Here is a 22,657-nt window from a genome sequence, read left to right as displayed (position 1 = left end):
ATTTGGCGGGTAAGGCTTGATTTTTCGGCAGGTTGATAGTATCACCTATCCAAATTCACACGTGGGGGCGGCCCCCGCGCAGCAAACTCTGCGTGATGGGCCATCCGGTGAGGGCATAAGCCTTTCATTTCCCTCATGGAGGTTCAACCGGAGAACAGGAGTAAATTTAATGGCTCTCCCTACATTTACTATGCGCCAAATGCTTGAAGCAGGCGTTCATTTTGGTCACAGCACACGTCGTTGGAACCCGAAGATGGAAACATTTATCTTTGGCGAGCGTAACAAGACGCATATCCTCGATCTTCAGCAAACCCAGCCAATGTTGCATGCGGCATTGAAAGCCTTGAGTGATGTCACATCACGCGGTGGCCGGGTATTGTTTGTCGGAACAAAACGTGCGGCTGCTGAAAAAATTGCTGAAACAGCTCAGAATTGTGGCCAGTATTTCGTCAATCATCGCTGGCTTGGCGGTATGTTGACCAACTGGACAACAGTATCACAATCAATTCGCCGTTTGCGTGAGCTTGAAAGCCGCTTTGAAAGCGGTGAAATCAACCAGCTGACCAAAAAAGAGGCGCTGCAAATTACTCGTGAGCAGGAAAAGCTTGAGCGTACGCTTGGCGGGATCAAGGAAATGGGCGGCATTCCTGATATGCTGTTTATCCTCGACACTAATAAAGAAGCCATTGCTGTTCAAGAAGCCAATCGTCTTGGCATTCCTGTTGTGGCGGTTGTTGATAGCAACGCCAACCCTGATGGGGTTGATTATCTGATTCCGGGCAATGATGACGCGATGCGCGCCATTACGTTTTATTGTGAACTTGTTCAGGCTGCGGTTTTGGATGGTTTGCAAACCGAATTGATGAAAACAGGCGGTGACGCTGGTGAAGCCCTTGAGGCACCAGTTGAGCCTGCGCTTGAAGCTGCACCAGCCGAAGCTGCCCCAGCCGAAGCTGCCCCAGCCGACGACGCGCCAGCGAGCGCCTAAATCACAATCCAGCCAGCAGGGCATGCGCTCTGTTGGCCGGGTTTGAAACTTGCGACATGGCGGTCAAACGCCATCAATTTTGTCTTTGATATAAGGAACGATGAGATGAGTGTAACTGCTGCTCTGGTAAAAGAACTGCGCGAGAAATCTGGCGCGGGCATGATGGATTGCAAAAAAGCCCTTGGTGAGACTGGTGGCGATATGGATGCGGCGGTTGATTGGCTGCGCACAAAAGGCCTCGCCGCTGCTGCCAAGAAGTCAGGCCGTGTTGCTGCTGAAGGCCTTGTCGGTATTTCAGTTGCTGGCACCAAAGGTGCGGTTGTTGAATTGAACGCCGAAACTGATTTTGTTGCGCGGAACAGTGAATTTCAGGGATTTGTATCAGCTCTTGCCAAATTGGCGCTAAGCGCGACTGATATCGATCAATTGAAAACACATGATTTTCCGGGGACCGGCCGTAATGTTGCTGATGAATTGACGCAAAAGATCGCCACCATTGGCGAAAACATGTCTTTGCGCCGGATGCAGCTTCTGGAAGTAAGCAATGGCGCGGTTGTGCCTTACATGCATAATGCAACCGCAGATGGCCTTGGCCGAATTGGCGTTCTTGTTGCGTTGGAATCAACCGCTGATGAGGCGGTTCTTATCGCCCTTGGCAAACAGATTGCGATGCATATTGCGGCGACGTCACCTGCCAGCTTGTCAGTTGAAGATTTGGATGCCGATTCTGTCGCGCGCGAACGCGATGTGTTGATCGAGCAGGCCAAAGCATCTGGCAAGCCACAAGAAATTGCTGAAAAGATGGTCGAAGGCCGGATGAAGAAATATTACCAGGAAGTTGTGCTTCTTGAGCAGACTTCAGTGATCGATGGCGAAACACGCATTGCCGACGTGATTGCAAACGCTGGAAAAGATGCAGGCGCTGATATTGCGCTAAAGGCATTTGTCCGGTTTAATCTTGGTGAAGGTGTTGAGCGTGAAGACTCTGATTTTGCTGCCGAGGTTGCTGCGCAGCTTTCATAGATCAGGTTAGGGTACCAACCTACCAAAGGGAGTAATCTGCCAGTGACAAAACCGTCCAAACCTGCGTCACCACATGTCTACAGCAGGGTGATGCTAAAAATTTCCGGTGAATCGCTTATGGGAAAGCTTCCCTACGGTATTGATCCCGAAATGGTCGGAACCGTTGCACAGCAGGTCAAAGACGTTGTCGCCACAGGTGTCGAGGTATGTCTCGTTATTGGTGGCGGCAATATTTTCCGTGGCATGTCAGGTGCCGCTGCCGGTATGGAACGCGCCACTGGCGATTATATGGGCATGCTGGCAACCGTGATGAATGCACTTGCCATGCAAAATGCGCTTGAACAGATTGATGTTCCAGTGCGCGTCCAATCTGCCCTGACGATTAGTGCTGTATGTGAGCCGTATATCCGCCGCCGTGCCACCCGCCATCTTGAAAAGGGACGGGTGGTTATTTTTGCGGCAGGAACTGGCAATCCATTTTTCACCACCGACACGGCAGCGGCATTGCGCGCATCTGAGATGAATTGTCAGGCCTTGTTGAAAGGCACCAGAGTCGATGGTGTTTATTCCGATGATCCGGAAAAGAACAAAGACGCCAAACGTTTTGATCGGGTTAGCTATATGCAGGTACTAACCGATGATTTGCGCGTGATGGACGCATCAGCCATTGCCTTGTCACGCGAAAATAATATCCCCATTCTGGTGTTTTCCATTGAAACGCCCGGTGAATTTGAGCGGGTTGTTAAACATGAAGGACGATTCACTATCGTTTTTTGAGCTAAATCATTGATTAACGCGGGTAAGCCCACCCGACTAAGAAAGAGGATATAACCATGGCAGAACTTGATATTGATGATATTCAGCGCCGCATGGACGCAAGTCTTGCAAGCCTTCACACCGAATTTATGGGGCTTAGGGCTGGCCGTGCGTCAACCGGAATGCTTGAGCCAATCATGGTTGATGCCTACGGGTCAAAGATGCCAATGAATCAGGTTGGCAATATTTCAGCACCTGAGCCACGGCTTTTGACGGTTTCGGTTTGGGATGCTGGGATGGCATCGTCGGTTGAAAAGGCGATCCGCGATTCTGATCTGGGCCTCAACCCGTCAACCGAAGGCAATCTTATCCGGGTGCCGATCCCTGATCTGTCAGAAGAACGCCGCAAAGATATGGTGAAAGTTGCCGGTCGCTATGCCGAGGCGTGTCGTGTCGCCATTCGCAACATTCGCCGCGATGGTATTGAAACTGCGCGCAAGGCCGAAAAAGAAGGTCTGATTTCCGAGGATGATCGACATACGCAGGAAAATCAGGTTCAAAAATTAACCGATGAATTCGTCAAAAAAGTCGATGATGCCCTTTCCCATAAGGAAAAAGAAATAACGCAAGTATAAGTTGCGCGTTGTTTCATTTTTGAGGGGTGAGAAGATGCCAAAAAATATACATCATCTGGCAATCATAATGGATGGCAATCGCCGCTGGGCGCATTCGCATGGGTTTGAGGTGCTGAAAGGCCATCATCAGGGCGCGGATACGCTTGAGGCCATCAGCCGTGCCGCCATTGACCAAAAAGTTGATTGGTTGACGGTATTTGCTTTCTCATCGGAAAATTGGCAGCGTCCGGCCGCCGAGGTCAAAGGGCTTATGTCTTTGATGAAACGATTTATCCTTACCCGGTCAAAAGAGCTGATTGATAACAATATCCGGCTTCGAACAATTGGGCGGCGCGACCGGTTCTCGGATGACCTTCAAGTTGCTATTGATGATGTTGAAAAATCTTCGGCAATGAATACAGGGCTGAACCTGACCGTTGCGCTTGATTATGGTGGGTGTCAAGATCTGACGGCGGCGGCCGCACAAATTGCATGTGAGGTCGAGTCTGGTTTGCTAAAAGCCAGTCAGGTGAATGATGATTTGCTGAAATCACGCCTTTCGACACGAGTGTTGCCGCCAGTTGACCTGTTGATCCGAACCGGGGGCGAGCAGCGCATTTCGAATTTTCTTTTGTGGGATTTGTCATACGCCGAGTTGCATTTCAGCGATCGATATTGGCCGGAATTTACTGCACAGGATTTGGCCATGGCGATTAGTGATTACACCAAGCGCGAACGCCGTTTTGGCGGAGATTCAGGCGAAATTCATCAGCTTCATATGGTGAAAAGTGATCTAGCTTGACTGATTTAGCCAAATCATCAGGAACGCTGCGTCGGGTTTATGGGGCGTTTATACTGGTTCCTGTTGTCGCGCTGGTTTGGTTCGATCAGATGACTGCTGGTGTTATCTTTGTCTGTCTTGGCTGTTTGATGGGGCTTGAGGTAAAACGCATTACCGGCCTGCCATTTTTTGCTGGTTTGGTTGTTCTGGCTTTGATTGCCGTTCAATCCTTTCCTCATTGGATGCTCGGCATTTCTTTAACCATGAATGTTGGTTTGATTCTTTTGATTGCTGGCCTTTTGGCGGTATTCATCGTTGGTGTTATTAGCAATCGTCTAGCAGGTCTGTTTGTTGGTTTGCTATGTCTTTGCCTTGCCAGTGGTGGTTTATTGTTATCCCAACCATCGGGTCATATTATGCTGGTCGCGCTTGCGGCCATCATTGCCGCTTGTGACAGTGCTGCCTATTTTGTTGGCCGCCGCCTTGGCGGGCCTAAATTATGGCCGCGTGTTAGCCCTAATAAAACCATTTCGGGCGGTGTTGGCGGGCTTGTTGCGGCAATGGCAGTGACAGCTTTGGTCGCATCGATATTTGGTCTTGATGATTTGACAGATGCTTTGATTTTGGGGCTATTGATTGGCGGGCTCTCGCAGGCGGGCGACTTGATGGAATCGGCGGTAAAACGCCAGCTTGATGTCAAGGATAGCGGGTCTATTCTGCCCGGTCATGGCGGCTTGCTTGACCGTTTTGATGGCTATATTTTTGTTATTCCTGCAGTCTATCTTTATATTTTTGGTTTTTAATTGGTTTTGAATATGGCTGGCGTAAAACAAATCACGGTTTTGGGGGCAACAGGGTCAATTGGTCAAAGCAGCCTTTCCTTGGTGCGTCAGCACCCTGAGCGGTTTGTGGTTCACGGATTGGTCGCTGGCAAGGATTTTAATCGTCTGGCTACTTTGGCGCATGAATTCAAACCCAAAATCATTGGTATCCATGACCAGACAAATCTGCCAGTCCTGAAAGAATTGGTTTCAACGCTTGATTGCCAGTTGGTGGCTGGCGCGGCGGCCTGTAGCGAGATTGCGGCGATGCCTGTTGATCTGGTTATTGCCGGAATCAGTGGTCTTGCCGGATTGCCGTCGGTGATGGCGGCGGTTCGTGCTGGTCAGACAGTTGCGATTGCCAACAAGGAATCGTTGGTTTCGGCAGGCGCGGTTGTTTCCCGCCAAGCCATCCTGTCAGGCGCGCATATTTTACCGATTGATAGTGAGCATAACGCTGTTTTCCAATGCTGGAATGGCTGGAAGGGGCATCAATCAACCGACAAGACAAATGGCAAGATGACCGAATTAAGTCATATTTGCCTTACCGCATCAGGCGGACCATTTTTGACCTTGCCGATTGGTGAATTTGCCGCAATCACACCGGCGGCGGCGGTAAAACATCCAAATTTTGAAATGGGACGAAAAATTTCGGTTGATAGCGCCACAATGATGAATAAAGGGCTAGAGGTTATTGAGGCGCGTTGGCTTTTTGACCTGAAGCCAAGCCAAATTGACGTTTTAATCCATCCCCAGCAAGCGGTTCATGGGCTTGTTTATTTTCGTGATGGATCAATCATTGCGCAAATGGGCGGTGCCGATATGCGAACGCCGATTTCCTATGCTATGGCGTGGCCCGACCGGCTTGATTGGGGGCCAGAACCGCTTGATCTGGCGGCGATTGCCAATTTGACCTTCGCGCAGGTTGATCCTGACCGGTTTCCCTGTTTCATGCTGGCGCGTCAGGCGCTTGAGGCAGGGGGGATTGCTCCCGCTGTTCTAAACGCCGCAAATGAAGTGGCGGTTGATGCCTTTTTGACTGGAAAGATTGGGTTTTTGGATATTGCCAGCATTGTTGATTCCTGCCTTTCCAAAGATTTGGATGGGGATTTGACAATGATCGACGCGGTTTGCGCTATTGATCAAACCGCCCGCGAACATGCGCGGCAAATTGTGGCATCGCGTTACGTTTTCAAAAATGACTAAACTGGGATAGGATAATTCTAACACGTCACATATGCAGTTTTGCAATCGCTCACGACAGGATATTTTATGCCCGAACTTGGCTTTACTGATCTTATTCTTGGCTTTTTATTGTTAATCACGCCAGTGGTCTATTTCCATGAGCTTGGTCACTATTGGGTGGCGAGAAAAGCTGGTGTCGTGGTTGATGTGTTTTCGATTGGCTTTGGCCCTGAAATTTACGGCTGGACGGCCAAAACCGGAACAAGATGGCGCATTTCAGCCATTCCACTTGGTGGTTATGTCAAAATGCGCGGGGATGATGATGCCGCCAGCACGCCATCTGCTGATGGTAAAGCTATCGAGGGTAGTTTTGGCAATGCTGGACTTTACTGGCGCATGGCGATTGTCGCGGCGGGGCCGATTGCCAATTTCATTCTTGGCATTTTCCTTTTTGCTGTAGTCTATATGGCGGTTGGCAAACAAATTCTGCCAGCGGTGATTGGCGATGTGATGCCAAATATGCCGGCTGCCAGCGCGGGTCTAAAGCCGGGCGATAAAGTGATCGAAATCGACGGTGTTGGTGTTCGGGATTTTAATGATATGCGCGGGCTTGTTGTTGAAAGCCCGAATAAGGATCTACGGTTTGTCATTCTTCGTGACGGTCGTGAACTCAATTTAAACATCACACCTGCCGCGCAATTTAATGAACAATTGCAGATTGATATTGGCGTTTTGGGGGTGAAATCACCGCCGGTTGGTGAAATTCAAAAACTCGGCCCGTCAGCGGCGGTGGTAGCCGCATCGTCTGACGCATTTCATATGTCGGTGGTGATTTTGCGCAGCCTTGGCCGCGCTGTCACCGGCAATATGCAGCAGGGTGAGGTTGGTGGCCCTGTTCGGATTGCCGAAATTTCGGGCGCGGTTTTAAATCAGGGGCTTGTTCCCTTTATTCTACTAACAGCGGTTATTTCAATCAATCTTGGATTGATTAATCTGTTGCCTGTTCCGGCACTTGATGGCGGTCATCTTACCTTCTTTTTCCTCGAAGCGCTTCGTGGGAAGCCGTTGCCGATCTGGTTTCAGGCGGTATTGATGCGAGGCGGGATCGCCATTTTGATGGTGTTAACGCTGTTTCTTGTCATTACCGATGTGATACGCCTTTTTCAATAATGCTGGTAAAGGGCGCGTTTCTCTTTGGTTTAAAAAGTAAAATCGGCGATTAAATTTACAATTAGGGCATTGTTAGGCTTTCGCTAAGCCGTCAGGCTGTCTATAGTTTTACCGCTTGTCTTGCTTGTGATCGGAAAATTCAATGCGTCGTCATGATCTATTTGGTTTTATTCTGGGATTATTCCTCGTTTTCACAACAATCCAATCCAGTGTGGCGCAGGTGTCGCAAGACCCTGTTCGCATCTCTGAGATACGGGTAGATGGAAACCGCCGTGTTGCGGCTGGTACCGTTAAATCTTATTTACCGGTTCGCGTTGGTGATCTGGCATCGCCGGGATCGTTGAGCAATGCGCTCGCTCGGCTTTATGACACCAATTTATTTCAAGATATCAAAATGGATATGGACGGCAGCGTTCTTATTGTCCGCGTTGTTGAAAACCCGATTATCAATCGGGTGAATATTGAGGGCAATGACGCAATTTCAGATGAACGATTGCTTGAAATCATCGATGTACAGCCGCGACGCGTCTATAACCGAAAAGTGGCCATTGATGCGACGCGTCAGCTGATTGACGTTTATCGCGCTGGTGGACGTTTTGCTGCTGTGATTGAACCCAAAATTATTCAGCTTGATGAAAACCGTGTTGATCTGGTTTTTGAGGTTAAAGAGGGCCCGCTAATTAAAATCAACTCAATCGCATTCTCGGGCAATCAATCTTTTAGCGACACGGCATTGCGTCAGGCAATTGCCAGCCGCGAAGCACGTTGGTGGGCATTTCTTGCGTCCAATGACAAATATGATGAGGGGCGGCTCGATTATGATGTTCGCCTTTTGCGGCAATTCTATTTAGCGCGTGGCTATGCCGATATTACCGTTGATCGTGTTCGCGGCGGTTTATTGCCCGACCGCAGCAGTTTTGCTATCACCTTTCTTGTGAATGAGGGTATACGCTATCAGGTTGGGACGGTCAGCGTTGCCAGTGAAATTACTGGTGTTGATACAGATGAATTGCAGCAAATAATCAAATTTGGTGATGATAAATGGTATGATGTTCGGGAACTTGAGCAGGGGCTTCTTGATATTTCAAACCGGTTGGGGTCTTTCGGCTATGCATTTGTGAATGTAACGCCTGAAATCAAGATGGACCCGGAAACAGCGACATTAGACATTGCCATCACTATTGATAAGGCACGTCGTAATTTCGTCGAGCGGATCGAATTTGTCGATAATGCACGCACCAAGGATCGTGTAATTAGGCGCGAATTTGAAATTGTCGAGGGTGACGCCTATAACCAACTGAAAATTGATCGGTCTGTCCGAAATGTCAGAAATCTTGGATATTTTAGAGATGTTAAAATTGCCACCCTTCAAGGGTCGAGCCCCGAACAAACGATTACAAGAGTTACTGTCGAGGAACAGTCAACCGGTGATTTTTCAATTGGCCTTGGCTATTCGTCATTGGACAACTCGAGTGTGTCATTAGGCATTAACGAACGTAATTTCCTTGGCACAGGCCGCAGGGCCAGCGCGTCTATTTCAACATCGGGAACTGAAACCAATTTTAATTTAGGGCTAACTGAGCCTTATCTACTTGGACGGGATTTAACCGGCAGTTTTGATGTTTTTAAAACAAAGACCAAATCGGATGAGACGACCATCAATCGAACAGGCTTTTCGTTTGGGGTTGGCTTTTCAGCGGCACACGATGTGTTTCACCGCTTAAACTATGAGCTTAGCCAGTCCAAAACAACGGTTGCGTCAACCACAGCCACATCGATTACCGGCGAGGAGGGAGAAACCCTTCTTCGCTCGTCGCTAAAATATGTTCTGTCGAAGGACACAAGAGACAGCCGTTTTGATCCGAATGAGGGCTATTACTTAGAAATGGACGAAAAATTGGCTGGCTTTGGCGGTGATGTTAAGTTTTTGCAGACAAAACTGTCGGCTGCCTATTACAAACCGTTATTGTTCAAATCGGTTATTCTTGGGATGTCTGGCAAGATCGGCTACGTCACTGGTCTTGGTGACAAGGTAACGCAATCGCAACGTTTCAATCTTGGTGGACGGGATGTTCGAGGTTTTGGGTCTGGTGGTATCGGACCGCGTGACGCGGGATCGTCTGACGCTGTTGGCGGCAACAAGATGTATGCTGGTTCTTTTGAGGTGGTTTCAAACCTTGGCCTTGACAAGGATACGGGCGTTCGCTGGACGGTCTTTACCGATTTTGGATCATTGTGGGGCACCGACTATCCATCAAACGTAACCAAGCCAAATGCGGCGAATATGCGAGTCAGTGCGGGTGTTGGCTTTTTCTGGAATACAGCCATCGGTCCACTGTCGTTTTCTTGGGCAAAGCCGCTATCAAAAATGGCGCATGACACGCCAAAGACCTTCCAGTTCAATATTGGAACCAGGTTGTAGGCATGATGAAAAAAACACGCGTAACCCCGTTCAAACTATTGATTTGTATAATGGCTTTTGTTGGTTTTGCGCCTGCTAGCTTTGCCCAGACCGGCGCAACCCCGCCGGCAGCAGAAAAATCGATGGAGGTAAAACGCATTGCCCTTGTTGACCTAGGTGGTATTTTGCGCGCCGCTGATGCCAATAACCGTGTTCGTGAATTGCTTGATGGTCAGCGTGCAAAATTTCAAGAAGAATTTCGGGTGATTGAGGTAAATTTGCAGCAAAGCGAACGTGATCTTCTAGCCAAGCGCGAGCTGATGGCAAAAGACGAATATGACAAGCTTGTTGCCGCGTTTCAGGCGCGTGTCTCGTCAGTGCAAAAGGAAATCCAATATAAAAGACAGTCGATTGATAATGCTTATCAAAAAGCACTGAGCAATATCCGTAAGCTGGCGATCGAAGTGATTACAAAAATTGCCAGTGAACGCGAGATCGACCTAATCTTAAATCGTGATTCGAGTGTGATTTTCTTACCGCATCTGAATATTTCAGATGAGGTGTTATCGCGCTTGAATGAACGCACCAAAAACGCCCGCATCGAAGTTGAAATCAAGAAGCCAGTCGCGCAATAGGATATTTTCATGTCCATCAACACTGCATTTTACCAAATTGCCAAAAATGTGACGGCTGCCAATCTTGCCAAAATCATCGGCGCGACTGATCTATGTGGGCCAGATCAGATTGTGATCAGTGATATTGAACCTTTTGACACAGCAAAACCATTTTCATTGATCTATCAATCCGATCCAGATCTGGCCAAAACACTGGCAGTCGAATCAGCTATTTTGATTACGAATGAAGCCTGTTTGCCATTTATTGATCGGGCCAATTGCTGTTTAGTCGTGGCATCACCGCGGGTTGGATTTGCCCATGCTTTGGCGCATCTTGTCTCGGCCGCGCCGGTTGATCATGGCACTGCAGGTATCGCACCAACAGCCAAAATTGCCAATACTTCCATCATTCACCCGTCAGCGACCATCATGCCGCAAGTTGTGATCGGGGCGGGAACCGTGATCGAAGCTGGTGCTGTCTTGCATGCCGGGGTTACGGTTGGTGATAATTGTAATATCCGGTCAAACAGCGTTCTGTCGCATTGTCTGATTGGTAATGGGGTTGATATTGGTGCTGGCAGCGTTCTTGGCGCGGCCGGTTTTGGCTTTGAAATGACCGATGATGGGGTTGTTAAATTGCCGCATATCGGCCTTGTTGTGATTGATGATTTTGTGTCAATTGGCAGCGGTTGCGCGATTGACCGCGGCAGCCTTGGCAATACCCATATCGGCGCGCATGTGATGATGGATAATCTGTGTCACATCGCCCATAACGTAATCATTGGTGCAAGATCGATCATTGCGGGTCAATGCGGCATTTCGGGAAGTGTTACCGTTGGACAAGGCGTCGCAATGGGTGGTCAGGTTGGCATTGCCCCGCATGTGAAGATTGGTGATGGTGCCGTTTTAACAGCGCGAAGCGGCGTCACAAAAGACATCGAATGCGGTGATCAGGTCGCCGGCTTTCCAGCCATGTCAAAACGCCAGTTCTGGCGCGAGCAGGCAGCATTAAGACGGCTTGCCACGCCGAAGGCGTCAAAATCATAATAAGCAGTGAAGTTAAACATTATTTATACTATGTATAGATCATTAAAGATCGCAAAAGGACAGGGTAATGGCGGAAACGATTGATGTTTTGAATATTGATGAGATCAAAAAACTGATTCCGCATCGAGCGCCAATTTTGTTGATTGATCGGGTTGAAAACATCATCCCCGATACCGAGGCGACAGGAGTCAAAGCGGTTAGTGGCAATGAGCCTTATTTTGCTGGTCATTTCCCGGATTTTCCAGTTATGCCCGGCGTGTTAATTGTTGAAGCCATCGCGCAAACAGCATCGGTTATGGTGGCCGCAACAATGCCTGATTTCACCGCGGGCAAATTGGTGTTTTTTACAACCATTGAAAAAGCCCGTTTTCGCCAGCCGGTGAGACCTGGTGATGTTATCGAAATGCGTGTTGTTAAAACTGCAGCCAAAGGCCCGCTGTGGAAATTTACCGGCACGGCTAAAGTGGCTGGCAAGCTTGTTGCCGAAGCCGAATTTGGCGCGATGGTCGTTGATCCGGATCGCTAGGCAATGACGCAAATAATTCATTCAACTGCAATCATCGCTGCAAAGGCCAAGATTGGCGCCAATGTTAAGATTGGGCCTTATTGTGTAATTGGTGATGACGCTGTTATTGGTGATGGTGCGCATCTTCACAGCCATGTTGTGATCGAGGGTCATACATCGCTTGGGGCAGGCTGCGAGGTTTACCCTTTTGCCGCCCTTGGTTGTGCGCCGCAACATACGCGTTATAAAAATGAGCCTTCACAATTGGTTATTGGTAAAAATTGCGTGATTCGCGAACATGTGACCATGCATCCGGGAACGGCCATTGATGCCATGGAAACAATTGTTGGTGATCACAGTTTATTTTTTGCGGGAGCGCATGTGGCGCATGATTGTGTTGTTGGCAATCATGTTATTTTTGCCAATAACGCTTCGCTCGGCGGGCATGTAAAGATTGGCGATCATGTCATGCTTGGCGGTTTTGCAGCGGTTCAGCAATGGTGCCGTGTTGGTCCACATGTGATGGTTGGTGCGCATAGTCTCGTTGACGCCGATATTATTCCCTATTGCATCGCTTCTGGAAATCGGGCGCGGCTTAGCGGTATAAATGTCATTGGTTTGGATCGGCGCGGCTTTGCCCCATCAACCGTCACTGCATTGCGCGATCTTTTCCGCCAATTGATTCGGGGAAATGGGCTTTTTGCCAGCCGGTTACAGGAGGTAAAGGCGCATTTCGCTGGCCAACCAGAAATTGATCTTTTGTTTGATTTTATTGACAATGCTGGCCGCAATGGTGTTTGCCAGTCATTCAAACGCTAAAAGGGCATAAACGCGGCAGGATTGCCAAAAGGGTTTTATCAAGGACATGACACGGCTTGCTATTATCGCCGGAAAGGGCCAATTGCCGGTTGATGTTGCCGCGGCGGCAACTGCTGATGGTTTTGACGTTCTGATCCTGGCGATAAAAGCACAAGCCGACGCTGATTTCACCGCCTATCAAACCATGCCAATCCGGCTTGGTGCGATTGGCGAAACCCGCGCCATTATGGTTCAGCATAAGATCGAAAAACTGGTCATGGTTGGCAAGGTGTCTTGGCCGTCAATGGCCGCGTTAAGACCCGATTTTAACGGGGTGAAACTGCTTGGTAAGATGATGACCAAGGGTGATGATAATGCGCTTCGCCATGTGGCGGCGTTTTTTGCCGAAAAAGGGATTGAAACCATGGCGGTTGACGCCTTTCTGCCAGATCGCAAAATGCCGTTGGGTCTTGTCGCTGGTGACAAGCCTGATGCGCGATCAATGGATACAATCGCGCTTGGTGCCACCGTTCTTGCCGCATTGGGAGCGCATGATGTTGGACAGTCAGTAATTGTCCAAAATGGCCGTGTGATCGCAATCGAAGCGGCGGAGGGCAGTGATGCCATGATTGCGCGTGCCGGCGCGCTTCTTGATCCAACTGGCGGCATTGCCTGCCTTGTGAAAATGCGTAAAAGCGCACAAGATTCCCGCCTTGATATGCCGGTGATTGGCTGCAACACCATTTTGTCGGCGGCAAATGCTGGCTTGTCACTTATGGCGATTGAGGCAGACTCGGTGCTGCTCGCTGATGATATTACGGTAATCAAAGCGCTATGCAAGACACATGGCGTTACCTTGATCGGCATTGATAGCCGCATGACATCATGACAGCGCCGATTTTCATCCTTGCAGGTGAGGCGTCGGGCGATCAATTGGCGGCTCATCTCATGCGGGCGGTGAATAACGCTTATGAAAAACCCAATTGGATTGGGGTTGGTGGCAGATTGATGCAGGCCGAAGAGCTTGAAATCTTGGATTGATATTGAAACGCTATCGGTTATGGGGTTTGGCGGCGCGTTAAAGGCTTATAGGCGGCTATCCAGCCTTGCTGATGATCTTGTTGAACAGGTGATCAAGGCACGGCCGCGTCTGGTTCTCACCGTTGATAACAAAGGCTTTGCTGTTCGGTTCGCATCGCGGTTAAAACGCCGTATGAAGGCCGTTGGCTGGTCAGTGCCGGTCATTCATTGTGTTGCCCCGACGGTATGGGCCTGGGGTAGGTGGCGGGCGAAAAAATTTGCCACGGTTATGGATGGTCTTTTATGTCTGTTTCCATTTGAACCTGATTATTTCAAACCATTTGGGCTTGATGCGCATTTTATTGGACATCCCGAAGCCTTTGGTGATTTCTTGCCCGCCAAGCCAGCGAATAAATCCGTTGAAGAAGAAAAGATAAAATCAAATAAAATCATATTATTACCCGGAAGTCGGCTAAGCGAAATCAGCCTCATTCTGCCAGAGATGCTTGCCGCAACAGCGATCATCAAACGGCATGACCCAAATTTGAACTTTGTATTGCCAGCGGTGCCGCATCTTTTGCCTCTGATTCAGAGTCTTATTGCGGAAAGTGGCGTCACAATTCTTGACCAACCAAAAGATTTGATCCCTGCATTGCAAACAAGTGACGCGATGATAGCAACATCAGGAACGATCACCTTGCAGGCGGCTTTATGTGGCACTGTTGGCGTGACCTGTTACCGTACCAGCGCATTCAGTGGCTTTATCGGCCGCCGGCTGGTTGATCTGGATAAGGTGATTTTGCCAAATGCCATACTTGGCCGTCCGCTTTACCCTTTTTACTTCCAAGAGGCGGCAACTGGTAAAACCCTTGCTGCCGCGACATTGGACTGTCTTTATGACGCCAACGCAAAATCCAGTGCAAGACAGGCCGCGATCGAACTGAAAAGCCTGCTGACCGGCGGGGCGCAATCATTTGATGAATTGGTAATTAGCGCGTTAAAAAACTGGCTTGATTAAACACCAAGCCAGTTTGAATTATGCGGTAAAATTTGATTAAAGCCTAACGCGATTGTAGGTCTTTGTAAGGACGCTCGGTAGGCCCTGTATAGAGCTGGCGAGGGCGGCCAATCCGCTGGGTCGGGTCGGTAATCATTTCATTCCATTGTGCAATCCAGCCGGTTGTCCTCGCAACGGCAAACAGCACAGTGAACATTGACGTTGGGAAACCCATCGCTTTCAAAATGATACCTGAATAGAAATCCACATTCGGATAAAGCTTCTTTTCGATGAAATAGCTGTCATTGACGGCCAGTTCTTCAAGCTCCATCGCTAATTCGAGAAGCGGATCATTGATTCCAAGCTTGCCAAGAACATGATGGCAGGCGTTGCGCAGAACCTTAGCGCGCGGATCAAAATTCTTATAAACCCGATGCCCAAAGCCGAACAACCGGAACGGATCGTCCTTGTCGCGGGCTTTGTTGATGAATTCTGGAATGTTTTTCTTATGGCCAATCTGGTTCAGCATATTCAAAACGGCTTCGTTCGCACCGCCATGCGCAGGTCCCCATAAAGACGCAATCCCCGCGGCAATACAGGCAAATGGGTTTGCCCCTGATGAACCAGCAAGACGGACGGTCGAGGTTGACGCATTCTGTTCATGGTCGGCATGAAGAATAAAGATTTTATTCATCGCATCAGCCAGAATAGGGTCGACATGATAATCTTCGGCTGGCACGGCAAAGCACATATGCAGGAAGTTTTCCGCATATTTCAGATTGTTGCGTGGGTAGTTAAATGGCTGTCCAAGCGAATATTTGTAGGCCATTGATGCCAAGGTCGGCATTTTGGCGATTAAACGCCGTGATGCAATCATGCGCTGTAACGGGTCATGTATATCGGTCGAATCATGGTAAAAAGCCGAAAGCGCGCCGGTAACACCACAAAGAATAGCCATTGGATGCGCGTCACGACGAAAGCCACGAAGAAAGATCGATAGCTGTTCATGCACCATTGTGTGGCGTGTGATTGCAGTATCAAAAGCTTCTTTCTCGTCAGGTTTTGGCAATTCGCCTTCAAGAAGCAAATAGGCCAACTCTAGAAAATCGGCTTTTTCAGCAAGGTCTTCGATCGCATAGCCGCGATGCAGCAAAACGCCCTCATCACCATCAATATAGGTCAGTCCTGAAACACAAGATCCCGTTGCCCCATAACCCGGGTCATAGGTGAACATGCCGGTTTCGGCATAGAGTTTGCGGATGTCAATAACACCTGGCCCAATGGTCCCCGAAGTAACCGGAAGAATTGTTGATTTTCCTGATGCGTTGTCAGTGACTGTCACTGATTTTTCGGAAGGCGAATTTTCTGCCATCTGCGGACCTCATGGTAAAAGTTATTTGACGGATACAGCTCGGCGCGGCCGGAGACTGTCTCAGCAGCAAAGAGATGACTTATTTTTAGCACAGATTACAGTTATTTGCAAGCGATCTGCAATCGCACGCTTGTTTCAGATTGTCCCAAAGCAACCATGATATCGGTAATAGACGGGGTTTGTTTCATCCCTGTGACAGCGGCGCGCAATGGCAGGCCAATATCGCGCATTTTCAGGTTTTTTTCGGCAAGATAGCCGTTGATAGCCGCCTTTAACCCGTCCAGATCCCAAGTCGCACTCGCCAATGAAATGTCCAAATCACGTAAAACTGCCTTGGCGTCATCAGTCAGAAGTGCAGCGACATCATCGTCGATATCAATCGCACCATCGCCGAGCAGATAGCCAATTGATCCAGCGATATCAAGATGGGTTTTGGCGCGTTCCTTTAACAATGGTAGCAATGTGATAATCCGCGATTTTGCCGCACTGCTTTTTGGTGTGTTGCCCGATTGTGCAAGCGCGGTTGCAATCAATTCATACAGCGCATCATCATCCATGATTTTTATGAAATAGGCGTTCACATCGCGTAATTTATCGCTGTCAAAGCGGGCAGGTGATTTGCCAATACGGCCAAGATCAAACAAACCAATCGCTTCATCGCGGGGAATGATATCCATATCGCCATGGCTCCAGCCAAGCCGCAGCAAGTAGCTGAACATGGCATCGGGTAAAAACCCCATATCGCGATAGGCATCAACGCCAAGCGCCCCATGCCGTTTGGATAGTTTTGCGCCGTCACTGCCATGAATAAGCGGGATATGGGCAAAAACCGGAACATCCCATCCCATGCCTTTATAAACCATATATTGCCGAAAAGCGTTATTCAGATGGTCATCACCGCGGATAACATGCGTGATGCCCATATCATGATCATCAACAACAACCGCAAGCATATAGGTTGGTGATCCGTCAGCGCGCAAAATCACCATATCATCCAAAACATGGTTCTGCACGGTAACCGAACCTTGAACGGCATCTGCAATTGTTGTGCTGCCGCTATCAGGCATTTTCATTCGGACAACAAAGGGCGCATCTGATGGCGCTTCTGCCGGATCGCGGTCGCGCCATGGCGAACGCACCGCGTCACCGGTTTTTTTGCTGTCTTCACGGATCGTGGTTAATTCATTATCGGTTAGATAACATTGATAGGCAGCGCCAGCGGCAATCAGCGCATAGGCGATTTCTTGGTGGCGTTCGCTTTGCGCTGACTGGCTGACCGCGGGCTTGTCACCGCCAAGCCCAAGCCAGTCAAGCCCATTATGGATTGCCGCAATCGCGGCATCGGTTGAACGCGCCTTATCGGTATCTTCAATCCGCAAAAGGTAAGTGCCGCCATGATGGCGTGCAAACAGCCAGTTGAAAAGGGCGGTTCTTGCCCCGCCAATATGAAGATAACCGGTTGGTGACGGCGCAAATCTTGTGACGACATTCATAATTTCTTAAGCCCTTCCTGATAGGCTGACAGCGGATTACCTATAACGCGCATGCTACACTAGTGGCTTTGCAAATTGCACCCCTCATCGTTGCCGAACTCCGGATATTGATTTCGCTTTATCTTTTTATGGCGGGAATCATCCTGTTTCATCTGCTGCCATCAATCTTGCATAGCGGTGAATATCTAAATTGGCTTTTGGGCGGGTCCTTACTGGTCTCGATTACGGGGCTGGGGGCGGCAATCTATGCCCGGCATTCTGCCGGACATGATCGAGGGTTATTTATACTGGTTGCATTCATCGTTGGTTTTGCTTTGGCAAGCCTGCAATTTACCTAACATGATCAACCCAGAATCAACATGGCGTTACCGCTGATATCCAAGGAACCCTGATCAAGATTGATGGCAATGCTGATGCCCGAAGCCGCTTATGGATTAGGCTTGATGCCACTTCAGATATTGTGCAAAGCGGCATTTTGCCAGCAGGCGGCATTGTTTTGAGGGCAAAAGGCATGACAGCAGCGTGCAAGGATTTAGAAACAGCGTTTGTTATGACGAGCATAACGTCGCGCTATCCATGCTGTAGCGGAAAACTAATTGATGATATCAGTCAAAAAAAACAGGATAAAATTACCTGATCTTTATTAATAAAAATAAAATACGGCTGATTAATAATTTCGGATCAAGCCAGCAAGCTTGCCCTGCACTTCAACCTCGTCCGTGCTGAAATAACGCGTTTCGTAACGCGGGTTAGCCGCTTCCAATCCAACACGTCCCGGTTCTTTTAACAAGGTTTTGAGCGTTGCTTCTTGTTGATTGATCAGGGCCACGACAATTTCGCCATGCCGTGCGGTTTCGGCGCGTTGGATCACCACAGTGTCACCATCTAAAATACCCGCGCCAACCATTGAGTCGCCGACAATTTCAAGCGCAAAATGTTCGCCACTGCCAACCATGCTTGCCGGAATTTCTAAATGATTTGTCGGGTCACTTAGCGCTTCAATCGGTGTGCCAGCCGCAATCCGCCCTAAAAGAGGAAGGCTAACCAGATTAGACGCTGTTTCAACGGCACGCGTAACAACACCGCCAGCCGCCGCCGTTACCGGCTTTAAAATTTCAATAGCACGCGCCCGATTGGCAAGCCGTCTTATGTAGCCGCGTTCTTCAAGGCCAGAGACAAGGCGATGAACCCCTGATTTTGATGCAAGGCCAAGCGCGTCACGCATTTCGTCAAAAGACGGTGGCACATCATGCTGTTGCATATGATCGCTAAGATAGGTCAAAAGCTCACTTTGTTTGCGTGTAAGCATCTTAATAATCCGCCTGTTCTATTTCGTTCTGTTTATGTTCTACCAATGTTCTGGTGCTGGCGCAAGCTCCAATTGAACGAAACAAATGATGGCCGGAATGATTGGGTTTGGATCGAAACCTTGTCAGCGCAAAAGCATTAACCTAAATCGGGTAAAGGAATGACCGATACAAATTCACCTGCAGCTTTGGCCGGATCAAAAGGTGGACGGACAATTAGCGCATTCGCCGTTGCCAGAACCGACATCATTGAACTGTCTTGACGTGGCGCTGGCACAATCACCTGAATGCCATCTTTGGTGGTGATTTGTGCGCGAATATAGTCTTGGCGCTGATCATTGACGTCAAGATCAACAGCAAGCGGCATTAAAAACTGTAATGACGATGCAGTACCGCCAGCCATATGAGCAATGGCTGGCCGTAAAAACACTAAGGCGCAGACGGCAGTTGATACCGGATTGCCGGGTAAACCAATATGCGGGATGCCGTTAATATTACCCGAAATAAGCGGCTTTCCCGGGCGCATAGCTATTTTCCAGAAATGAAGCGCATTTTGCCCGCTGCTTCCCAGATCTGACACGATATGGTCATGCGTGCCAACCGACGCGCCGCCAGTGGTCACAAAAAGATCAAGGTTGCTGGCGCGCCGCACTGCATCAAGCATGGCTCCGGGCACATCACGGGCGATGCCAAGATCGACCGCTTCGGCACCGCAGGCACTTACAAAATTGGCAAGAAAGCTGGCATTTGAGCTGATGATCTGACCGGGGCCTGGCAATTCACCGGGGGAAACCAACTCATCACCCGTCGACAAAACCCCAACACGCGGGCGCAATCGAACCGAAGCTTGGGTAAGACCGGCGGCAATGGCCAATCCAATTGCCCGTGCCGACATTAATGTTCCAGCGGGTAAAATCACCTGACCTGCGGAAATATCAAGACCGGCAGGGCGAATATAGCGACCGGCAATTTCCGCACTGCGAACGGTAATTTCAACATTGTCCTGTTCGGCGACTGGATCGACATCTTCTTGAATGACAATCGTATCGGCGCCATCAGGTATCGCCGCGCCGGTAAAAACCCGAACCGCCTGTCCAGCACCGATTTTACCGGTCCAAGGGTGACCGGCAGCTGATTCGCCAATGCGGGTTAATTTACAAGGTAATGACGTCACATCGGCAGCTCGAACCGCATAGCCGTCCATTGCCGATACCGCCTGTGGCGGCAGAGTAAGAACCGCAACAAGGTCTTCGGCAAGGGTGAAGCCAAGTGCCTTATCCAGCGGTTTTGTGACGGTGTTCGTTTGCGGTAATAACGCTAAAATGGCGGCGAGGGCCTGATCAACCGGCAGAAGAAGCGGTTTTTTCTCTGATCTTGCTTCGTCTGGCCTATTCGGCATCATAAACGCCTGATTTACCGCCTGATTTATGGGTCAGCCGAATATTGCCAATTTCCATACCGCGATCAACCGCCTTGCACATGTCATAAACGGTCAGCGCGGCTGTCGAAACAGCGGTCATCGCCTCCATTTCGACACCGGTTGGCCCAGAAACGGCGCAGGTTGCGGTGATTTGCACGCCGGGCAAGGCCGCGTCTGGCATCAGATCAAGATGAACATGATCAAGCCCAAGTGGGTGGCATAGCGGGATCAGATTTGAGGTTTGTTTTGCCCCCATGATGCCAGCCAGCCGCGCCACCCCCAGAACATCGCCCTTTTTGGCGGTTCCATCGGTGATCATGGCCAAAGTTTCAGGATGCATGCGAATATGCCCTTTTACAATAGCAATGCGTTTGGTGTCGGCTTTGCTGCCAACATCAACCATATGTGCGTTACCGTCATTGTCGAAATGGGTAAATTCAGCCATAGCCATTATCTTCCTTCGCATCAAAGCATGTTTTAACCGGCAACAGGATTGGCCAGAATGGTTTTTGTTGCCGCGGCAACATCATCGGCACGCATTAAAGATTCGCCAATCAAGAAACAGCGTGCGCCAGCAGCCGCCATCCTTGCAAGATCTGCCGGTGTGAACAAGCCACTTTCAGCAATTGCAATACGGTCTTTTGGTAAGTCAGGAAGCATCGCTGCGCCAACATCAAGCGATATGTCCATGGTTTTTAGATTGCGGTTATTAATTCCCATCAAAGGTGAGCGTAATTTCGCCGCCCGCGCCAGTTCAGTCGAATCATGACATTCGATCAAAACATCCATTCCATAATCAAAGGCAACCGATTCCAACTCGGCCGCCAGCGCATCATCAAGCGCGGCCATGATCAGCAAAATGCAATCAGCACCCAAAGCGCGTGATTCAACGATCTGCAAAGGATCAATCATAAAATCTTTGCGCAGAACGGGAAGGGTGACAGCATCGCGCGCCGCAACCAGAAATTCGGGAGCGCCCTGAAACCATTTGCGGTCGGTCAAAACCGAAAGACAGCTTGCGCCGCCACCTTCATAAGCCTTTGCCAGACTTGCCGGATCGAAATCGGCGCGGATCAACCCTTTTGATGGTGATGCTTTTTTCAGCTCGGCAATCAACCCATAGCCATCGGCACTGTCGTGTGCCAAAGCCGCGGCAAAGCCACGAACCGGCGATGCTGCCTTGGCCGCCTGATCCAGCGTGGCAAAGCTGGTCGCGGCGGCAAGGGCGCAAACTTCATTATGTTTTTCATCAATGATGGTGGCCAAAACATTTTCCATTAGATCAGGCCTTTCCATTGGTGATAGAGATCAAACCATCAAGCGCGGCAAGCGCCTTGCCCGAAACAATTGACGCCTTGGCCATTTTTGCCCCCTGCTGTAAATCAGCAACATGGCCGCCAGCAACCAACGCTGCGGCGGCGTTAAATAAAACAATATCGTGATAAGGGCCGGTTTCGCCCTCAAGAAGGGCGCGGAGATAGCGCGCATTATGTTCGCCATCACCGCCGCGAAGTTGGTCAAGTCGGGCGGTTGGCAGGCCGATATCTTCGGGCGAAATGGTGAATTCGTTTACCTTGCCATCGACAAGGGCGGCAACATGCGTTTTGCCGGTTGTGCTAATCTCATCAAGCCCGTCGGCGCCATGAACCACCCAGGCATGATTGGTGCCAAGACGCGCCAGAACATGCGCAAAGGGCGCGCAATAGCTTTGGTCAAAAACACCAACCATGATGCGTTTGACAAGTGCTGGATTGGATAGGGGGCCCAAAAGATTGAAAATGGTTCGCACGCCAAGCGCGGCTCGAACAGGCCCAACATGACGCATCGCCGCGTGATGGCGCGGTGCCATCAAAAAAGCAATATTGGCCTTGGCCAACGCGCGTTCAACAAGCGCCATATCGCAATCAAGCTTGATCCCGAGCGCTGATAAAACATCGGCTGCACCGCTTTTTGACGACACGGCCTTATTGCCATGTTTGGCAACTGGAATACCGCATCCTGCAACAACAAAGGCGCTTGCTGTCGAAATATTATAAGTGCCAAAACCATCGCCGCCAGTGCCAACAATATCCATCGCATCGTCGCTTGCCTGAATCGTCAGCGCCTTGTCGCGCATAACACTTGCCGCCGCGGCGATATCATCAACCTGTTCACCGCGCATTTTCAGCGCGATCAAAAAGGCCGCCATCTGCGCTTCGCCAACATCACCATCCATAATTGCGGTAAAACAGGCCTGAATCGCGCTTGGGCTTGGCCGTTCGCCAGCGATCAGCGCTGTTAAAGATGATTTCACAATGTCAGACATGACCCATAATTTCCTTTATCGGGGATTTTCTATATCGGGG

At 49.6% G+C, this 22,657-nt stretch carries 24 protein-coding genes; 17 read left to right on the top strand and 7 right to left on the bottom strand.

Annotated features, from left to right (window positions below):
• The first annotated feature begins 169 nt into the window (after positions 1–169).
• The 16 genes from rpsB to ABXT40_RS05930 all read left to right on the top strand — a co-directional run bounded on the left by rpsB (position 170) and on the right by ABXT40_RS05930 (position 14,741).
• The gene (gene rpsB, locus ABXT40_RS06005) at positions 170–988 is read left to right on the top strand and encodes a 30S ribosomal protein S2 (RefSeq protein ID WP_443646915.1); all 819 of its coding nucleotides are present in this window, start codon (positions 170–172) and stop codon (positions 986–988) included.
• Between the two features lie 105 nt (positions 989–1,093).
• On the top strand, positions 1,094–2,011 hold the full coding sequence (gene tsf, locus ABXT40_RS06000) for a translation elongation factor Ts (RefSeq protein WP_443646914.1): 918 nt from the start codon (positions 1,094–1,096) through the stop codon (positions 2,009–2,011).
• Between the two features lie 90 nt (positions 2,012–2,101).
• On the top strand, positions 2,102–2,788 hold the full coding sequence (gene pyrH / locus ABXT40_RS05995) for a UMP kinase (RefSeq protein ID WP_443646969.1): 687 nt from the start codon (positions 2,102–2,104) through the stop codon (positions 2,786–2,788).
• Between the two features lie 56 nt (positions 2,789–2,844).
• On the top strand, positions 2,845–3,402 hold the full coding sequence (gene frr / locus ABXT40_RS05990; RefSeq protein ID WP_443646913.1) for a ribosome recycling factor: 558 nt from the start codon (positions 2,845–2,847) through the stop codon (positions 3,400–3,402).
• 34 nt (positions 3,403–3,436) lie between these two features.
• Positions 3,437–4,183, top strand: coding sequence for a polyprenyl diphosphate synthase (gene uppS, locus ABXT40_RS05985; protein WP_443646912.1), 747 nt, complete (start codon positions 3,437–3,439; stop codon positions 4,181–4,183).
• On the top strand, positions 4,180–4,965 hold the full coding sequence (locus ABXT40_RS05980) for a phosphatidate cytidylyltransferase (RefSeq protein WP_443646911.1): 786 nt from the start codon (positions 4,180–4,182) through the stop codon (positions 4,963–4,965). The genes uppS and ABXT40_RS05980 overlap by 4 nt, the downstream gene beginning before the upstream one ends.
• A gap of 12 nt (positions 4,966–4,977) precedes the next feature.
• Entirely contained in the window at positions 4,978–6,189 is a 1,212-nt protein-coding gene (gene dxr / locus ABXT40_RS05975) for a 1-deoxy-D-xylulose-5-phosphate reductoisomerase (protein WP_443646910.1), read from the top strand.
• A gap of 66 nt (positions 6,190–6,255) precedes the next feature.
• Positions 6,256–7,338 (top strand): RIP metalloprotease RseP, encoded by a 1,083-nt coding sequence (gene rseP / locus ABXT40_RS05970; protein WP_443646909.1) that lies wholly within the window; start codon positions 6,256–6,258, stop codon positions 7,336–7,338.
• A gap of 142 nt (positions 7,339–7,480) precedes the next feature.
• Positions 7,481–9,760: an outer membrane protein assembly factor BamA gene (bamA, locus tag ABXT40_RS05965; RefSeq protein ID WP_443646908.1), complete on the top strand. Its 2,280-nt coding sequence runs from the start codon at positions 7,481–7,483 to the stop codon at positions 9,758–9,760.
• A gap of 2 nt (positions 9,761–9,762) precedes the next feature.
• A complete protein-coding gene (locus ABXT40_RS05960; RefSeq protein ID WP_443646907.1) occupies positions 9,763–10,374 on the top strand; it encodes an OmpH family outer membrane protein in 612 nt (203 codons plus the stop codon).
• 9 nt (positions 10,375–10,383) lie between these two features.
• On the top strand, positions 10,384–11,400 hold the full coding sequence (gene lpxD, locus ABXT40_RS05955; RefSeq protein WP_443646906.1) for a UDP-3-O-(3-hydroxymyristoyl)glucosamine N-acyltransferase: 1,017 nt from the start codon (positions 10,384–10,386) through the stop codon (positions 11,398–11,400).
• A 67-nt stretch (positions 11,401–11,467) separates the two neighbouring features.
• Positions 11,468–11,926 (top strand): 3-hydroxyacyl-ACP dehydratase FabZ, encoded by a 459-nt coding sequence (gene fabZ / locus ABXT40_RS05950; RefSeq protein ID WP_443646905.1) that lies wholly within the window; start codon positions 11,468–11,470, stop codon positions 11,924–11,926.
• Positions 11,927–11,929: 3 nt separating this feature from the next.
• Positions 11,930–12,724 (top strand): acyl-ACP--UDP-N-acetylglucosamine O-acyltransferase, encoded by a 795-nt coding sequence (gene lpxA, locus ABXT40_RS05945; protein WP_443646904.1) that lies wholly within the window; start codon positions 11,930–11,932, stop codon positions 12,722–12,724.
• A 46-nt stretch (positions 12,725–12,770) separates the two neighbouring features.
• Entirely contained in the window at positions 12,771–13,592 is an 822-nt protein-coding gene (locus ABXT40_RS05940) for an LpxI family protein (protein WP_443646903.1), read from the top strand.
• Positions 13,589–13,744 (top strand): hypothetical protein, encoded by a 156-nt coding sequence (locus ABXT40_RS05935; protein WP_443646902.1) that lies wholly within the window; start codon positions 13,589–13,591, stop codon positions 13,742–13,744. The genes ABXT40_RS05940 and ABXT40_RS05935 overlap by 4 nt, the downstream gene beginning before the upstream one ends.
• The gene (locus ABXT40_RS05930) at positions 13,728–14,741 is read left to right on the top strand and encodes a lipid-A-disaccharide synthase (RefSeq protein ID WP_443646901.1); all 1,014 of its coding nucleotides are present in this window, start codon (positions 13,728–13,730) and stop codon (positions 14,739–14,741) included. Before ABXT40_RS05935 ends, ABXT40_RS05930 begins: the two co-directional genes overlap by 17 nt.
• A 43-nt stretch (positions 14,742–14,784) precedes the next feature.
• On the opposite strand, the gene ABXT40_RS05925 is transcribed toward ABXT40_RS05930, so the two are convergent.
• Both ABXT40_RS05925 and gltX read right to left on the bottom strand, forming a co-directional pair.
• Entirely contained in the window at positions 14,785–16,092 is a 1,308-nt protein-coding gene (locus tag ABXT40_RS05925; RefSeq protein WP_443646900.1) for a citrate synthase, read from the bottom strand.
• 101 nt (positions 16,093–16,193) lie between these two features.
• Entirely contained in the window at positions 16,194–17,585 is a 1,392-nt protein-coding gene (gene gltX / locus ABXT40_RS05920) for a glutamate--tRNA ligase (RefSeq protein ID WP_443646899.1), read from the bottom strand.
• A gap of 62 nt (positions 17,586–17,647) precedes the next feature.
• Between gltX and ABXT40_RS05915 the strand changes: the two genes are divergently transcribed.
• Entirely contained in the window at positions 17,648–17,923 is a 276-nt protein-coding gene (locus ABXT40_RS05915; protein ID WP_443646898.1) for a hypothetical protein, read from the top strand.
• A 329-nt stretch (positions 17,924–18,252) separates the two neighbouring features.
• Here the strand turns inward: ABXT40_RS05915 and lexA are convergent, their stop codons facing one another.
• The 5 genes from lexA to trpD form a co-directional block, all read right to left on the bottom strand.
• The gene (lexA, locus tag ABXT40_RS05910; RefSeq protein ID WP_443646897.1) at positions 18,253–18,894 is read right to left on the bottom strand and encodes a transcriptional repressor LexA; all 642 of its coding nucleotides are present in this window, start codon (positions 18,892–18,894) and stop codon (positions 18,253–18,255) included.
• 137 nt (positions 18,895–19,031) lie between these two features.
• Entirely contained in the window at positions 19,032–20,291 is a 1,260-nt protein-coding gene (locus tag ABXT40_RS05905) for a molybdopterin molybdotransferase MoeA (RefSeq protein WP_443646896.1), read from the bottom strand.
• Positions 20,281–20,757, bottom strand: coding sequence for a cyclic pyranopterin monophosphate synthase MoaC (moaC, locus tag ABXT40_RS05900; protein WP_443646895.1), 477 nt, complete (start codon positions 20,755–20,757; stop codon positions 20,281–20,283). Before moaC ends, ABXT40_RS05905 begins: the two co-directional genes overlap by 11 nt.
• Before the next feature lie 32 nt (positions 20,758–20,789).
• Entirely contained in the window at positions 20,790–21,590 is an 801-nt protein-coding gene (trpC, locus tag ABXT40_RS05895) for an indole-3-glycerol phosphate synthase TrpC (protein WP_443646894.1), read from the bottom strand.
• Positions 21,591–21,594: 4 nt separating this feature from the next.
• Positions 21,595–22,617, bottom strand: coding sequence for an anthranilate phosphoribosyltransferase (gene trpD, locus ABXT40_RS05890; RefSeq protein ID WP_443646893.1), 1,023 nt, complete (start codon positions 22,615–22,617; stop codon positions 21,595–21,597).
• Between the last annotated feature and the right edge of the window lie 40 nt (positions 22,618–22,657).

Source organism: Candidatus Ponderosibacter sp. Uisw_141_02 (assembly GCF_048087665.1).
Classification (GTDB): Bacteria; Pseudomonadota; Alphaproteobacteria; order Puniceispirillales; family Puniceispirillaceae; genus UBA3439.
Note: the sequence above shows the minus strand (reverse complement) of the source record. Positions and strands in the feature narration are given on the sequence as shown.